Here is a 14,825-nt window from a genome sequence, read left to right as displayed (position 1 = left end):
ACGCTGATGCGTCTTATCAGGCCTACGGGCACAATGCGAATGTAGGCCGGATAAGCGAAGCGCCATCCGGCATTTAACATCATGCTTACCCTTCGAGATCCGCCAGGTCGCCTTTCTCTTGCAACCAGTTACGACGGTCTTCAGAACGCTTCTTGGCCAGCAGCATATCCATCATTGCGTTGGTGCGCTGATCGTCTTCATCATCGATAATGAGCTGCACCAGGCGACGGGTGTTCGGATCCAGCGTGGTTTCACGAAGCTGCATCGGGTTCATTTCACCCAGTCCTTTAAAGCGCTGCACGTTCGGCTTACCTTTCTTGCGCTTTAACTGCTCCAGTACGCCCGCTTTCTCTTCTTCCGTCAGCGCGTAATACACCTCTTTACCGAGGTCGATACGGTATAGCGGCGGCAGCGCCACGTACACGTGACCGTGTTTCACCAGCGTGCGGAAGTGTTTCACAAACAGTGCGCACAGCAGCGTGGCGATGTGCAGACCATCGGAGTCCGCATCCGCCAGGATACAGATCTTACCGTAACGCAACTGGCTCAGATCGTCGCTGTCCGGATCGATACCGATCGCCACCGAAATATCGTGCACTTCCTGCGAAGCCAGCACTTCATCGGAAGAGACTTCCCAGGTATTGAGGATCTTACCTTTGAGCGGCATGATCGCCTGATATTCACGATCGCGCGCCTGTTTGGCTGAACCACCTGCGGAGTCACCTTCGACGAGAAACAGTTCGGTGCGGTTAAGATCCTGTGCAGTACAGTCCGCCAGTTTACCCGGCAGCGCCGGACCGCTGGTCAGCTTTTTACGCACCACTTTTTTCGCCGCACGCAGACGACGCTGGGCGCTGGAAATTGCCATCTCAGCCAGCAGTTCAGCTGACTGTACGTTCTGGTTCAGCCACAGGCTGAAGGCATCTTTCACCACGCCAGAAACAAACGCCGCACACTGACGCGAAGAGAGGCGTTCTTTGGTTTGTCCGGCAAACTGCGGATCCTGCATTTTTACCGACAGCACGTAAGCACAGCGATCCCAGATATCTTCCGCCGACAGCTTCACGCCGCGCGGCAAAATATTGCGGTATTCGCAGAACTCGCGCATCGCATCCAGCAGACCCTGACGCAGACCGTTGACGTGCGTCCCGCCCTGCATAGTTGGGATCAGGTTCACATAGCTTTCGGTCAGCAGCTCACCGCCTTCCGGCAGCCAGAGCAGCGCCCAGTCCACTGTCTCCGTCTCACCGCTGAAATTACCGATAAACGGTTTTTCCGGCAGAGTCGGTAGGCCATTCACCGCTTCGCTCAGATAGTCATTCAGACCATCCTGGTAGCACCAGCGCTGTTCGCTGTTGTTGACCTCATCCTTGAAGGTGATCTCAACGCCCGGGCACAGTACCGCTTTGGCTTTCAGTACGTGCGTTAAGCGCGAAACAGAAAAACGCGGGCTGTCAAAGAAGCTTTCATCCGGCCAGAAGTGCACGCTGGTCCCGGTATTGCGTTTGCCGCAGGTACCGACAACCTGTAAATCCTGCACTTTATCGCCATTCTCAAACGCGATGTTGTATACCTGCCCATCGCGGCGTACGTTCACTTCCACACGTTTGGACAGGGCGTTAACAACGGAGATCCCCACACCGTGCAGACCACCGGAGAACTGGTAGTTCTTGTTGGAGAACTTGCCGCCCGCGTGCAGACGACAGAGGATCAGCTCAACCGCCGGAACGCCCTCTTCAGGGTGAATGTCTACTGGCATGCCGCGTCCGTCATCAATGACTTCCAGAGACTGGTCGGCATGTAAGATCACGTCCACGCGTTTCGCGTGGCCCGCCAGTGCTTCATCCACACTGTTATCAATCACTTCCTGTCCAAGATGGTTCGGACGGGTCGTATCGGTGTACATCCCAGGGCGACGGCGTACCGGCTCAAGCCCAGTGAGTACCTCAATGGCATCAGCGTTATAAGTTTGCGTCATGGTTTAAATAAGCAATTCGAATTGATCGTCAGAAACTGTGCAGTCCAAGGAAATCGACAATCGGGTTGAAATAATCTTCGAAGCCCGTGAATGCGTGGTTTCCGCCCTCAATAACTGTCTGACGGCAGGAGGCGTAATACGCCACCGCCTGGCGGTAGTCCAACACTTCATCGCCCGTTTGTTGGAGCAGCCAGATCAAATCCGGCGCTTCCAGCGGGTCAATCTGCATGACTTTAAGATCGTAAATATGGCGTGACTCTAGCACATATTGCTGCCCCGTGTAGGGGTTCTCGTTTTGACCGAGATAGTCGACCAGCAGTTCATAAGGCCGTACAGCAGGGTTCACCACCACTGCCGGCAGCATAAAACATTGCGACAGCCAGGTGGCGTAATAACCACCTAATGAGGAGCCGACAATCCCCAGCGACTCTCCGCCATGTTCAAGAATGATCGATTCCAGCATCTCTGCGGCCTGGGCCGGATACGGCGGCAGCTGCGGTACGATCATCTCAACGTGCGGATGGTGCTCCGCCAACCAGTTTTTCAGCAAACACGCCTTCGCCGAACGAGGAGAGCTATTAAATCCGTGAAGATAGAGAAGCGTAGACATCAGTAGCCTTCTGAAGCGGTATCAGGGTGGAACCGATTACCCTGCAGACGACGTACCTGAGTCTGCAACGTCCCGTCAGCAAAAAGCTCCAGCGTCCGCCAGCCGGGGCTGATGGTATCCAATGTGAAGTTGGAACAGTGCGGCTTAAACTGCACGCAGGTCGATGGCGTCGCCAGCAGGCGGCGTCCGTTCCAGTCCAGATCCAGTTCCTGATGAATATGCCCGCACAGCAGATACTTCACGCGTGGATAATTCACCAGCACGTTATCCAGCTCAGCGGCATTGCGCAGGCTATGCTGATCGAGCCAGCTACAACCCGCAGGCAGAGGATGATGATGCAGAAGCAGCAAGGTATTACGCTCTGGTGCATCAGCAAGTTTACGCTCCAGCCATTCGAGCTGGAATTCACTTAATTCACCGTGGGGAACGCCGAACACCTGGCTGTCGAGCAACAATATTTGCCACTGCTCACCGATGAAAACACGCTTGGCAGGGGAAATTCCCGCGTCCTGCAGCGCGCTGTACATTGCCGGCTGAAAATCGTGATTGCCCGGTAGCCAAACGCAGGGCGCACGAAAGCTTGCGATGCCTTCAGCAAAATGCTGATAGGCCGCAGCGGATTGATCCTGCGCCAAATCACCCGTCGCGACGATCAGATCGTACTCAGGCGACTCTGCATGTATGGCATCCAGTACGGATTGATAACTGTCCCAGGTATTCACACCCAGCAGCGTTTCATGCTTTTCGGCAAACAGGTGAGTGTCTGTAATTTGTAAGATCCTGACTCTGGCCTCACCAGCCAAAGGAAGGGTTAACAGGCTTTCCAAATGGTGTCCTTAGGTTTCACGACGCTAATAAACCGGAATCGCCATCGCTCCATGTGCTAAACAGTACCGTAGCCAGTCGGCCAGAAACTGATTAATTTGATGCTTTTCGTCGCGTTGATGCAACTTTTTATTTGGATAATCATACCGCGCTTTGAAGCGAAAGATCTGCTGACTTGAACACACTTCAGCCACCCTCGCGTCATGATACAGGCGCACGGTCAATGACGGCAGGCTCCAGTATGTGACAGCCGGCGCCGTTTGTTCGATCGCGACAAGCGTAGTGTATCGGGTCGATTCAACGATCGTTAACCGATATTGTGCGTTTGCTACCTGATAGCTCACTGTTTCACCGGCTGCATCATTACGTGGCAGCAGGCGGCGCAATTGCGAATAGTTGGTTTCGCACAGGCGCATCATTTCAGGGAAGTCAGGTGTGTAACGCTTCATTTTTTCCACTCAGTTTTTAACTCTTGATAGTGCAGCTGTAACCATTGCAAGGCGATGACAGAAGCCGCGTTGTCGATTTTCCCCTCTTCTACCCATTGATAAGCCTGCTCCCGGCTCACCACATGAACACGAATATCTTCGTTTTCATCAGCCAGACCATGAATTCCGCTCGCGGTCGTAGCGTCCACTTCGCCAACTAAAATAGACAGGCGCTCACTGGTGCCGCCAGGGCTTGCCAGATAGCTCAGAACGGGTTTCGTACGTTTAACGTCCAGTCCGGCTTCTTCCATCGCTTCACGACGGGCCACATCTTCAACGGTTTCGCCCTCTTCGATCATTCCGGCTACCATTTCCAGTAGCCACGGGCTTTCGCTGGTATCAAACGCCGCGATACGTATCTGCTCGACCAGTACAACTTCGTCCCGCTCAGGGTCAAAGGGTAGCAAGACTGCCGCGTGTCCGCGCTCAAAAATTTCGCGCTTTACCTCACCGCTCATACCACCGTTAAACAGGCGATGGCGGAACCGATAAAGATCCAGTGAAAAAAAACCGCGGTATAGCGTTTCTCGTGCAATAATTTCTACATCATTTTTAGTGAAAGTCATTGGCAAGTTGTCTGGTTTACGCATTGTGCTGTCCTGAAACCAATAGTGATTAAAATGTGAATTTCAAGGTCGTTTGACTGATGTTTGAACGCCCTTGTGTTAAATTGATGCAAATTAACGCCGTATGGCACGTAACGCCAACTTTTTGCAGTGGCGGATTCTGCTAGAATCAGCAAATATTTTTACATTTGATCAGCGCTAAATACTGCTTCACAACAAGGAATGCAAATGAAGAAATTGCTCCCCATCCTTATCGGCCTGAGCCTGTCGGGGTTCAGTACTTTGAGCCAGGCAGAAAACCTGATGCAGGTTTATCAGCAAGCACGCCTGAGCAACCCGGAATTGCGTAAATCCGCCGCCGATCGCGATGCTGCATTCGAAAAAATTAACGAAGCGCGTAGTCCATTACTGCCGCAACTGGGTTTAGGTGCCGATTACACCTACAGCAATGGCTACCGTGATGCAAACGGCGTCAACTCCAACGCCACCAGCGCGTCATTACAATTGACTCAGACGCTGTTCGACATGTCTAAATGGCGTGCCCTGACGCTGCAAGAAAAATCAGCGGGCATCCAGGACGTAACTTATCAGACCGATCAGCAAACGCTGATCCTGAATACCGCTACGGCCTATTTTAACGTACTGAACGCGATTGATGTGCTGTCTTACACCCAGGCACAGAAAGATGCGGTTTATCGTCAGTTAGATCAGACCACTCAGCGTTTTAACGTTGGTCTGGTCGCCATCACTGACGTGCAGAACGCCCGTTCACAATACGACACCGTGCTGGCGAACGAAGTGACCGCGCGTAACAATCTGGATAACGCGGTAGAACAGCTGCGTCAGGTGACCGGTAACTATTACCCGGAACTGGCTTCGCTGAACGTTGATGGTTTCAAAACCAACAAACCGCAGGCGGTGAATGCGCTACTGAAAGAAGCGGAAAACCGCAACCTGACTTTGTTGCAGGCGCGTTTAAGCCAGGATCTGGCGCGTGAGCAGATTCGTCAGGCACAGGATGGTCACTTACCAACGCTGGATTTAACCGCCTCTACCGGGGTATCTGACACCTCGTACAGCGGATCTAAAACCAACAGCTCCCAGTATGACGACAGCAACATGGGCCAGAACAAAATCGGTCTGAGCTTCTCGCTGCCGCTGTACCAGGGCGGGATGGTTAACTCGCAGGTGAAACAAGCGCAGTACAACTTTGTTGGCGCGAGTGAACAACTGGAAAGCGCACACCGCAGCGTGGTGCAGACCGTTCGTTCTTCATTCAACAACATTAATGCTTCTATTAGTAGCATTAACGCGTACAAACAAGCGGTTGTCTCTGCTCAAAGCTCATTGGATGCGATGGAAGCCGGTTATTCCGTAGGTACACGTACCATTGTGGATGTGTTGGATGCCACCACCACGCTGTACAACGCCAAACAGCAACTGGCAAATGCGCGTTATACCTATCTTATCAATCAGTTAAACGTCAAATCTGCGCTCGGTACGCTGAACGAGCAGGATTTGGTAGCACTGAACAATACGCTGGGTAAACCGGTATCCACAACGCCGGATACCGTAGCACCGCAAAATCCACAACAAGATGCCGCCGTGAATGACTTTAACGGCACTGGCAATTTGCCTGCGGCTCAGCCGACAGCAGCACGTTCAACCAGCAGCAACGGCAACAACCCGTTCCGTAACTGATGCTGATGACGGGGCTTCGGCCCCGTCTGAACGTAAGACAACGTAAAGATCCGCCCCTTCCTGCGCATTCTCGCCTCTTCCCGCTTCAATTTCGACCAGTCATCCTCTATCCTGAGCATTATTTACTGTGTTTACCACTGGGTCCTGGAAGACAAAAATGAAACGGACAAAATCTATACATCACGCCTCGTTCCGCAAAAGCTGGAGCGCGCGCCATCTGACTCCTGTCGCCCTGGCAGTTACCGCAGTGTTTATGCTCGCGGGCTGTGAAAAGAGTGACGAAACGGTTTCGCTTTATCAGAACGCTGACGACTGCTCTGCAGCGAATCCAGGTAAAAGCGCCGAATGTACTACCGCGTTTAACAATGCGCTGAAAGAAGCTGAACGTACCGCGCCAAAATACGCCACTCGTGAAGACTGTATCGCTGAATTCGGCGAAGGCCAGTGCCAGCAGGCTCCTGCGCAAGCAGGTATGGCGCCGACCGGTGAAGGTCAGGCTCAGGCGCAGAATCAAAGCAGCGGCAGCTTCTGGATGCCACTGATGGCAGGCTACATGATGGGCCGACTGATGGGTGGCGGAATGGGCGCTCAGCAACCGCTGTTTAGCTCGAAAAACCCAGCCAGCCCGGCTTACGGCAAATACACAGATGCCAGCGGTAAAAACTACGGCGCAGCAACGCCGGGTCGCACCATGACCGTACCGAAAACCGCTATGGCACCGAAACCAGCCACCACCTCTACCGTAACCCGCGGCGGATTTGGTGAGTCTGTGGCCAAACAGAGCACCATGCAGCGTAGCGCAAGCGGCACCACCACACGTTCAATGGGTGGCTGATCGTCATGGAAAGAGTCAGTATTGTTGAGCGCCCGGACTGGCGCGATAAAGCCACCGAATACGGTTTTAATTTTCACACTATGTACGGCGAGCCGTACTGGTGTGAAGACGCGTACTACAAACTCACCCTTGCTCAGGTTGAAAAGCTGGAAGAGGTCACCGCAGAGCTGCATCAGATGTGCCTCAAAGTGGTGGAAAAGGTCATTGCCAGCGATGAGCTGATGACCAAGTTTCGCATTCCGAAGCATACCTGGGGTTTTGTCCGCCAGTCCTGGCTGACACAGCAACCGTCGCTCTATTCACGTCTCGATCTGGCGTGGGATGGAACCGGTGAACCCAAACTGCTGGAAAACAACGCTGATACGCCAACCTCGCTGTACGAAGCCGCGTTTTTCCAGTGGATCTGGCTGGAAGATCAGCTCAATGCGGGCAACCTGCCGGAAGGCAGCGATCAGTTCAACAGTCTGCAGGAAAAGCTTATCGAGCGTTTCACCGAGTTGCGTGAGAAGTATGGTTTTCAGTTGCTACATCTGACCTGTTGTCGTGATACGGTGGAAGATCGCGGTACGATCCAGTATCTGCAGGATTGTGCGGCCGAAGCTGAGATCGCTACAGAATTCCTCTATGTAGAAGATATTGGTCTTGGTGAAAAAGGCCAATTCACCGATATGCAGGATCAGGTGATCGCTAACCTGTTCAAGCTCTATCCGTGGGAATTCATGCTGCGTGAAATGTTCTCCACCAAGCTGGAAGACGCTGGCGTTCGCTGGCTGGAACCCGCCTGGAAGAGCATTATTTCCAATAAAGCACTGTTACCGCTGTTATGGGAAATGTTCCCGAATCATCCGAACCTGCTGCCAGCGTATTTCGCCGAAGACGACTACCCACAGATGGATAAATTCGTTGTCAAACCGATCTTCTCGCGTGAAGGCGCTAACGTGTCGATCGTTGAGAACGGTAAAACGATCGAAGCGGTGGAAGGCCCGTACGGTGAAGAAGGCATGATCGTGCAGCAGTTCCATCAGCTGCCGAAGTTTGGCGACAGCTACATGCTGATCGGCAGCTGGCTGATCAACGATCAACCAGCCGGGATCGGCATTCGTGAAGACCGTGCGTTGATCACGCAGGATCTGTCACGTTTCTATCCGCATATTTTTGTCGAATGATTGAGAGTGCCGGGCGGCGGCTCCGCCTTACCCGGCCTACGGCACGAACTTAATGCCCGATAAGCGTCGCGCCATCGGGCGTTCATCACCCAACCTGCACCGACAACATACTTAAACTTCCCATCTCGATACCATCTACAGGGATCGTAACAGACTCTTTACCATCCCATGCCCCGAGAACATACAGCAGCGGCAGATAATGATCTGGCGTCGGGTTCGACAACGATCCACCTTCATGAGCAAGATAGTTCACCAGCGGGTGCTGCTCAACCGGTCCTTGCCAGGTCAGGTTAGCCTTAACATAATCATTGAATGAGGTTGCCCACGGATATGGCGTGTTCTCACCGTGCCAACGCGCAGTACGTAGGTTATGCACCACGTTACCACTGGCCACCAGCATAATACCCTCATCACGCAGTGCCGCCAGTTTGCGGCCCATCTCAAAATGCCAGGCCGCCGGTTTTGTACTATCGATGCTTAACTGCACCATCGGGATGTCGGCATTCGGATACATCTTGATCAGTACGCCCCAGGAACCGTGGTCAAAACCCCACGCCTCTTTGTCTAACGCGACGGATACAGGAGCAAGTAAATCAACCAGGTGCTGCGCCAGTTCTGGCGAGCCCGGAGCCGGGTAATGGGTGTCATACAGCGCTTGCGGAAAACCGCCGAAATCGTGGATCGTTTTAGGCGCTTCCATCGCTGTCACACCCGTTCCACGGGTGAACCAGTGCGCCGAGACCACCACAATGGCTTTCGGACGCGGCAACGTTTCCCCCAGTTGCTGCCAGGCACGGGTATAAACGTTATCTTCCAGAACATTCATCGGGCTACCGTGGCCCAAAAACAATGCTGGCATACGAGTTGAAGACATGATGATATCCTTACTGAGGGAGTCATTTTGATACCATTACAATACGCTTATTCGGTTGATGAAGAACTCAGATAACCATGATGAAGATCATCAGTTATTTTGACGATCCGGTCCGGAAAGCAGATTGATAAGGAGTTTTATTTGTCGATGTCAGTACCTTTACTTCTGACTTTACTGGCAGGTGCCGCCACGTTTATCGGCGCATTTCTCGGCGTGTTAGGGCAAAAACCTTCCAACCGCGTTCTCGCCTTTTCTTTAGGCTTCGCTGCCGGGATTATGCTACTGATCTCTCTAATGGAAATGCTACCTGCTGCGCTGGCCGCTGAAGGCATGTCGCCAGTGCTGGGCTACGGAATGTTTATCGTCGGCTTGCTGGGCTACTTTGGCCTGGACCGTCTATTGCCGCACGCGCACCCTCAGGATCTGGTACAGAAAACAACGCAGCCTCTACCCGGATCCATTAAACGCACCGCGATTTTATTAACGCTCGGCATCAGCCTGCACAATTTTCCGGAAGGAATTGCGACGTTTGTTACCGCCAGCAGCAACCTCGAGCTGGGCTTTGGTATTGCGCTTGCCGTCGCATTACACAATATTCCTGAAGGATTAGCCGTTGCAGGTCCGGTCTATGCAGCAACGGGCTCCAAACGTACGGCGATATTCTGGGCCGGGATCTCGGGCATGGCAGAAATACTGGGCGGCGTACTGGCGTGGTTAATTCTGGGGAGTCTCATCTCGCCTGTGGTGATGGCGGCAATAATGGCGGCAGTCGCGGGTATTATGGTGGCGCTGTCAGTCGATGAATTGATGCCACTGGCAAAAGAGATCGACCCAAATAATAATCCCAGCTATGGGGTCCTGTGCGGAATGTCGGTGATGGGGTTAAGTCTCGTCATCCTCCAGTCCATGGGAATCGGATAATCCAGAGGGCGGATGCCACCCTGCTATTTTACAGCATCCGCTCATCCATAGCAGAACGTGAAGGACTATTCCTGTTCCTTAATCACGCTGTTATCTTCACCAGAACGTCGGAAGAGTTTGTTTCGCGCCTCAAGCAATGCGTCTCTGTCTTGTCGGAATGCCCGACAATAACGCTTCATATGGCAATAATAACCCAATGCAACGAGTGCAATTAATACGATCCAATACCAGGCAATAAACATTCTTTTACCCTTAACATTTAACATCATTAAACATTTAACGTTAAAATTTTACATAAACTTATTCTGACATACCCCTATAGTGGCATATTTCAGAAACAAATATATGATTTCGATCATATAAACCAGCAGCTATACCAATAGCTAAAACAGTTATAAAAAATAAAACTCTGTCGACGAGATCACACTAAGCAATAATAAACATTGTCCTTAAAATACCTCACTCATACTATCCAGAAAACAATAAAAATTAGATTTTGTAGAATAATACACTTCATCAATATTTATATACCCACAATAAAAGTGACATCAGTAGTACCATTTTCATTTTTAGCCATATCGTAAAAACATAATATATTCAGTGAAATTATATTTAAAGTTAATATAAGGAGATATATCCATGTTTAGACAATACCGAAAAACACTTCTCGCTGGCACACTCGCACTGACGTTTGGATTAACCGCTGGAAATTCGTTTGCCGCAGGTTTTCAACCCGCTCAACCTGCGGGAAAACTGGGGGCAATAGTGGTTGACCCATACGGAAACGCCCCGCTTACCGCACTGGTTGAATTAGATAGTCACGTTATTTCAGATGTCAAAGTCACCGTTCATGGTAAAGGTGAAAAAGGGATTCCTGTGACATATGCCGTGGGCAAAGAGTCACTCGCTACCTACGATGGCATACCTATTTTTGGCCTTTATCAAAAGTTTGCCAATAAGGTCACCGTTGAATATAAAGAAAATGGCAAAGCCATGAAGGATGATTATGTGGTGCAAACGTCCGCCATCGTTAATCACTACATGGATAACCGTTCTATTTCCGATTTACAGCAAACGAAAGTTATTAAGGTAGCGCCTGGCTTTGAAGACCGTCTCTATCTGGTGAATACCCATACTTTCACCCCACAGGGGGCAGAATTCCACTGGCATGGTGAAAAAGACAAAAATGCCGGCATCCTGGATGCGGGTCCTGCGGGCGGGGCATTACCTTTTGACATTGCCCCCTTCACCTTTATCGTCGATACGGAAGGTGAATATCGTTGGTGGCTGGATCAAGATACCTTTTACGATGGCCATGACATGGATATCAATAAGCGCGGTTACTTGATGGGTATCCGGGAAACACCGCGCGGCACCTTCACAGCCGTTCAGGGTCAGCATTGGTACGAATTCGATATGATGGGGCAGATTCTGGCCGATCATAAGCTACCGCGCGGCTTCCTCGACGCGTCGCATGAATCGATCGAAACAATCAACGACACCGTGTTGCTTCGCGTGGGCAAACGCGATTATCGCAAAGAAGATGGCATCCATGTGCAAACCATCCGCGATCAGATAATTGAAGTAGACAAGTCCGGGCGTGTGGTTGATGTGTGGGATCTGACAAAGATACTCGATCCGATGCGTGATGCGCTTCTGGGTGCACTGGACGCAGGCGCGGTATGCGTCAACGTTGACCTCGCTCATGCCGGTCAACAGGCGAAACTGGAGCCAGATACTCCTTACGGTGACGCCCTCGGAGTGGGTGCTGGTCGTAACTGGGCGCACGTTAACTCCATTGCCTATGATGCCAAAGATGACTCCATTATTATCTCTTCCCGCCATCAGGGTGTTGTCAAAATCGGTCGCGATAAACAGGTGAAGTGGATTCTGGCACCGTCGAAAGGCTGGAATAAGGCGCTGGCAAGCAAGCTGTTAAAACCGGTTGATGATAAGGGCAACGCGCTAAAATGTGACGAAAACGGTAAGTGCGAGAATACTGATTTCGATTTTACCTACACCCAACACACCGCATGGCTCTCGAGCAAAGGGACATTAACCATCTTTGACAACGGCGATGGTCGTGGGCTCGAACAACCGGCATTGCCGACGATGAAATATTCCCGTTTCGTCGAATATAAAGTTGACGAGAAAAAAGGAACCGTTCAGCAAATTTGGGAATACGGAAAAGAACGCGGCTACGATTTCTATAGTCCCATCACCTCGGTTATCGAATATCAGAAAGACCGTGACACCATGTTTGGCTTTGGTGGCTCAATTAATTTATTTGACGTTGGACAACCAACCATCGGCAAGATCAACGAAATTGATTATAAGACCAAAGAAGTCAAAGTTGAGATTGATGTTCTTTCAGATAAGCCGAACCAAACGCACTACCGTGCATTACTGGTCCGCCCACAACACATGTTTAAATAATCGCGTTAGATTAAGGATTAATTATGTCATCTAAATGGATTACTTCATTATTTAAAAGCGTGATATTAACCGCCACACTTGCTTCGTCGTTTGCCGCCTCCGCTTTTACAGAAGGCACTGATTATATGGTTTTAGAGAAACCGATTCCTAATGCTGATAAGACGTTAATAAAAGTATTCAGCTACGCCTGTCCGTTCTGTTACAAATATGATAAAGCCGTGACTGGCCCGGTTTCTGAAAAAGTTGCCGATCTCGTCACCTTCACACCATTTCATCTGGAAACCAAAGGGGAATATGGTAAACAGGCCAGTGAAGTTTTTGCAGTAATGATTGCTAAAGATCAGGCAGCAGGGATTTCATTATTTGATGCCAAATCACAGTTCAAAAAAGCGAAATTCGCTTATTACGCTGCTTACCACGACAGGAAAGAGCGCTGGTCAGATGGTAAAGATCCGGCCGCATTCATTAAAACAGGCCTGGATGCTGCAGGCATGAGCCAGGCAGATTTTGACGCCGCGCTGCAAGATCCCACCGTTCAGCAAACGCTGGAGAAATGGAAAGCGGCATACGACGTCGCCAAAATTCAGGGGGTTCCGGCTTACGTCGTTAACGGTAAATACCTGATCTACACCAAGAGTATCAAATCCATTGACTCCATGGCTGAGCTTGTCAGAGAGCTGGCAACAAAATAAACAGGGACGAGGCTATGGTTTTCATAAAAGGATTGTGGCGGGACTTACGTACCACGCCGGTTGATACGCTGGTGAGATGGCAGGAACGGCGCTTTCTGTGGCTACTGATGGCCTGCGCGATGGGCGGGTTAATAATATTGGCCCACTCGTTTTTCCAAATCTATCTCTATATGGCCCCCTGCGAGCAGTGTGTCTACATTCGCTTTGCCATGTTTGTGATGGTTTTCGGTGGATTGATCGCGGCAATAAACCCTAAAAATGTTGTTCTGAAGCTTATTGGCTGCATTGCGGCATTTTACGGCAGCATCATGGGCATTAAGTTCTCGCTCAAACTCAATGATATTCATCATGCGGTACATAGCCCGGATTCACTGTTTGGCGTCCAGGGGTGTTCCACCGATCCGACATTCCCTTTCAATTTGCCGCTGGCAAACTGGGCTCCGGAGTGGTTTAAACCCACTGGAGATTGCGGCTATGATGCCCCCATAGTGCCTGATGGCGTGGCACTCAGCAGTACGCAAAAGTGGTTTATCGATCTATACCAACAGTCTGAAGGCTGGTATCTGCTTCCACCGTGGCAATTTATGAACATGGCGCAGGCATGCCTGCTAGCCTTTGGCTTATGTTTATTGCTGTTGGTGATAATGAGCGGCGCATGGGCATTGAAACTGGCCAGGGCCAAATAACCTGAATGGAAAAACCAAAGCAGAAGTCTGTATTCAGATTTCTGCTTTTTTTACGATGGTTATACAATCCTATCGCTGGATTCCCTTCGGTTCAAATCATACAAAACGCAAATTATTTGGCGCAAACAATAATAAATCAATATTTATATATTCTGATTTGCAGAAAAAAACCTCATCTAAATCACAGTTTTACAATAACCACCTTAGAGTCAACACCACGAAAAATAATAATAAAACACCATTCATTCTCTCATCAAATGCAATGCAAATTGCAACATCGAAATATATATACACCAAACTTAATCAATACCGGGTCAAATTCCGAATATCACGCAAAAACAAAATATCCTGGTGATATAATATTTTAAAAAACCTATTATTTCGACTTAAGCATAAAGGATATTGTATATTACTAAAGGAATGATTGTATGAAACTAGGCAAAGAAACGTTATTAGCCGTGGCTATCGCCACATTAACTACCACCAGTGCCTTCGCCGATGTTGACGGTGGTAGCGGCAAAATAACCTTCACGGGTACCATTATTAATGCCCCTTGCGCCATTGAACCTGACGATATTGACAAGCAGGTTGAGCTGGGTGAAGTTCCTGCCAGCTATATCAATACTAACGGACATTCTGATGCGGTTGACTCCAGCCTTCACTTAGTCAATTGCGATCTGCCACACTCAAATAATGGCAGCGATGTACCTGTGTCCAAAGTTGATGTCACATTTAACAGTGACAGCGTTACAGCTGAAGATACCAGCCTGCTTAGCAATACTTTTGCCAGTGGTGCAACAAATGTTGGCGTACGCCTTCTGGACAAAACAAGCACGAAGATTACTCTGGGGACCGCAAAAACCATTGATCTAAGTGCAGGATCAGCGACTCAAATCCTTCCATTCCAAGCCTATATGGAAAAAATTGGCGCAACGGATGTCACCGTGGGCGCTGTCGCCGCGACGGCAACCTACAGACTTACCTATAAGTAGTCACATTATGGTGGCCGGATGGCCACCCTATAACACTTGCAACGCTTGGGTATAG

14 protein-coding genes are annotated in these 14,825 nt (G+C 50.2%); 8 read left to right on the top strand and 6 right to left on the bottom strand.

Annotated elements, in window-relative coordinates; genetic code table 11:
- Nucleotides 1–85: 85 nt before the first annotated feature.
- Genes parE through nudF form a run of 5 tightly spaced genes read right to left on the bottom strand, consistent with a single transcriptional unit; the run spans nucleotide 86 to nucleotide 4,491 of the window.
- Nucleotides 86–1,978 carry a DNA topoisomerase IV subunit B gene (gene parE / locus GUC46_RS03410; protein WP_003024571.1) on the bottom strand — a complete coding sequence of 631 codons (1,893 nt, stop codon included), beginning with the start codon at nucleotides 1,976–1,978 and terminating at the stop codon, nucleotides 86–88.
- A gap of 28 nt (nucleotides 1,979–2,006) precedes the next feature.
- Nucleotides 2,007–2,588, bottom strand: a complete 582-nt coding sequence (gene yqiA / locus GUC46_RS03405; protein WP_003024575.1) for an esterase YqiA — start codon at nucleotides 2,586–2,588, stop codon at nucleotides 2,007–2,009.
- A complete protein-coding gene (cpdA, locus tag GUC46_RS03400) occupies nucleotides 2,588–3,415 on the bottom strand; it encodes a 3',5'-cyclic-AMP phosphodiesterase (protein ID WP_003838143.1) in 828 nt (275 codons plus the stop codon). Before cpdA ends, yqiA begins: the two co-directional genes overlap by 1 nt.
- Nucleotides 3,416–3,439: 24 nt before the next feature.
- Nucleotides 3,440–3,862, bottom strand: a complete 423-nt coding sequence (locus GUC46_RS03395) for a DUF1249 family protein (RefSeq protein WP_003024582.1) — start codon at nucleotides 3,860–3,862, stop codon at nucleotides 3,440–3,442.
- Complete coding sequence (gene nudF / locus GUC46_RS03390; RefSeq protein ID WP_003024585.1) at nucleotides 3,859–4,491, bottom strand: ADP-ribose diphosphatase; 633 nt, start codon at nucleotides 4,489–4,491, stop codon at nucleotides 3,859–3,861. The genes GUC46_RS03395 and nudF overlap by 4 nt, the downstream gene beginning before the upstream one ends.
- Before the next feature lie 198 nt (nucleotides 4,492–4,689).
- Between nudF and tolC the strand changes: the two genes are divergently transcribed.
- The 3 genes from tolC to GUC46_RS03375 all read left to right on the top strand — a co-directional run bounded on the left by tolC (nucleotide 4,690) and on the right by GUC46_RS03375 (nucleotide 8,169).
- A complete protein-coding gene (tolC, locus tag GUC46_RS03385) occupies nucleotides 4,690–6,168 on the top strand; it encodes an outer membrane channel protein TolC (protein ID WP_085951568.1) in 1,479 nt (492 codons plus the stop codon).
- A 157-nt stretch (nucleotides 6,169–6,325) separates the two neighbouring features.
- Nucleotides 6,326–7,003: a DUF1190 family protein gene (locus GUC46_RS03380; protein ID WP_003024591.1), complete on the top strand. Its 678-nt coding sequence runs from the start codon at nucleotides 6,326–6,328 to the stop codon at nucleotides 7,001–7,003.
- A 5-nt stretch (nucleotides 7,004–7,008) separates the two neighbouring features.
- The gene (locus GUC46_RS03375; RefSeq protein ID WP_149911299.1) at nucleotides 7,009–8,169 is read left to right on the top strand and encodes a glutathionylspermidine synthase family protein; all 1,161 of its coding nucleotides are present in this window, start codon (nucleotides 7,009–7,011) and stop codon (nucleotides 8,167–8,169) included.
- An 85-nt stretch (nucleotides 8,170–8,254) separates the two neighbouring features.
- Here the strand turns inward: GUC46_RS03375 and ygiD are convergent, their stop codons facing one another.
- Nucleotides 8,255–9,043 carry a 4,5-DOPA dioxygenase extradiol gene (gene ygiD, locus GUC46_RS03370; RefSeq protein ID WP_060854962.1) on the bottom strand — a complete coding sequence of 263 codons (789 nt, stop codon included), beginning with the start codon at nucleotides 9,041–9,043 and terminating at the stop codon, nucleotides 8,255–8,257.
- A gap of 147 nt (nucleotides 9,044–9,190) precedes the next feature.
- Here ygiD and zupT point away from each other — a divergent pair, with 147 nt between their 5' ends.
- From zupT to GUC46_RS03345, 5 genes are all read left to right on the top strand, one after another.
- Nucleotides 9,191–9,964, top strand: a complete 774-nt coding sequence (gene zupT / locus GUC46_RS03365; RefSeq protein WP_003024600.1) for a zinc transporter ZupT — start codon at nucleotides 9,191–9,193, stop codon at nucleotides 9,962–9,964.
- Nucleotides 9,965–10,603: 639 nt separating this feature from the next.
- Nucleotides 10,604–12,400, top strand: a complete 1,797-nt coding sequence (locus GUC46_RS03360; protein WP_121572038.1) for an aryl-sulfate sulfotransferase — start codon at nucleotides 10,604–10,606, stop codon at nucleotides 12,398–12,400.
- Between the two features lie 23 nt (nucleotides 12,401–12,423).
- Nucleotides 12,424–13,092 (top strand): thiol:disulfide interchange protein DsbA/DsbL, encoded by a 669-nt coding sequence (locus tag GUC46_RS03355; RefSeq protein WP_160179744.1) that lies wholly within the window; start codon nucleotides 12,424–12,426, stop codon nucleotides 13,090–13,092.
- A gap of 14 nt (nucleotides 13,093–13,106) precedes the next feature.
- Nucleotides 13,107–13,778, top strand: a complete 672-nt coding sequence (dsbI, locus tag GUC46_RS03350) for a protein-disulfide oxidoreductase DsbI (RefSeq protein ID WP_003838131.1) — start codon at nucleotides 13,107–13,109, stop codon at nucleotides 13,776–13,778.
- Between the two features lie 428 nt (nucleotides 13,779–14,206).
- Nucleotides 14,207–14,770: a fimbrial protein gene (locus GUC46_RS03345; RefSeq protein ID WP_044713712.1), complete on the top strand. Its 564-nt coding sequence runs from the start codon at nucleotides 14,207–14,209 to the stop codon at nucleotides 14,768–14,770.
- Nucleotides 14,771–14,825 lie beyond the last annotated feature (55 nt).

The sequence above is a fragment of the Citrobacter sp. LUTT5 genome (assembly GCF_009905315.1).
Classification (GTDB): domain Bacteria; phylum Pseudomonadota; class Gammaproteobacteria; order Enterobacterales; family Enterobacteriaceae; genus Citrobacter; species Citrobacter freundii.
The sequence above is the reverse complement of the archived record's forward strand: the minus strand, read 5'-3'. Positions and strand labels throughout refer to the sequence as shown.

What these genes read in the sequence shown, in the direction of transcription:
- parE (WP_003024571.1), bottom strand. Translation starts at nt 1,978, where the DNA reads ATGACGCAAACTTATAACGCTGATGCCATTGAGGTACTCACTGGGCTT.
- yqiA (WP_003024575.1), bottom strand. Translation starts at nt 2,588, where the DNA reads ATGTCTACGCTTCTCTATCTTCACGGATTTAATAGCTCTCCTCGTTCG.
- GUC46_RS03395 (WP_003024582.1), bottom strand. Translation starts at nt 3,862, where the DNA reads ATGAAGCGTTACACACCTGACTTCCCTGAAATGATGCGCCTGTGCGAA.
- nudF (WP_003024585.1), bottom strand. Translation starts at nt 4,491, where the DNA reads ATGCGTAAACCAGACAACTTGCCAATGACTTTCACTAAAAATGATGTA.
- tolC (WP_085951568.1), top strand. Translation starts at nt 4,690, where the DNA reads ATGCAAATGAAGAAATTGCTCCCCATCCTTATCGGCCTGAGCCTGTCG.
- GUC46_RS03380 (WP_003024591.1), top strand. Translation starts at nt 6,326, where the DNA reads ATGAAACGGACAAAATCTATACATCACGCCTCGTTCCGCAAAAGCTGG.
- GUC46_RS03375 (WP_149911299.1), top strand. Translation starts at nt 7,009, where the DNA reads ATGGAAAGAGTCAGTATTGTTGAGCGCCCGGACTGGCGCGATAAAGCC.
- ygiD (WP_060854962.1), bottom strand. Translation starts at nt 9,043, where the DNA reads ATGTCTTCAACTCGTATGCCAGCATTGTTTTTGGGCCACGGTAGCCCG.
- zupT (WP_003024600.1), top strand. Translation starts at nt 9,191, where the DNA reads ATGTCAGTACCTTTACTTCTGACTTTACTGGCAGGTGCCGCCACGTTT.
- GUC46_RS03360 (WP_121572038.1), top strand. Translation starts at nt 10,604, where the DNA reads ATGTTTAGACAATACCGAAAAACACTTCTCGCTGGCACACTCGCACTG.
- GUC46_RS03355 (WP_160179744.1), top strand. Translation starts at nt 12,424, where the DNA reads ATGTCATCTAAATGGATTACTTCATTATTTAAAAGCGTGATATTAACC.
- dsbI (WP_003838131.1), top strand. Translation starts at nt 13,107, where the DNA reads ATGGTTTTCATAAAAGGATTGTGGCGGGACTTACGTACCACGCCGGTT.
- GUC46_RS03345 (WP_044713712.1), top strand. Translation starts at nt 14,207, where the DNA reads ATGAAACTAGGCAAAGAAACGTTATTAGCCGTGGCTATCGCCACATTA.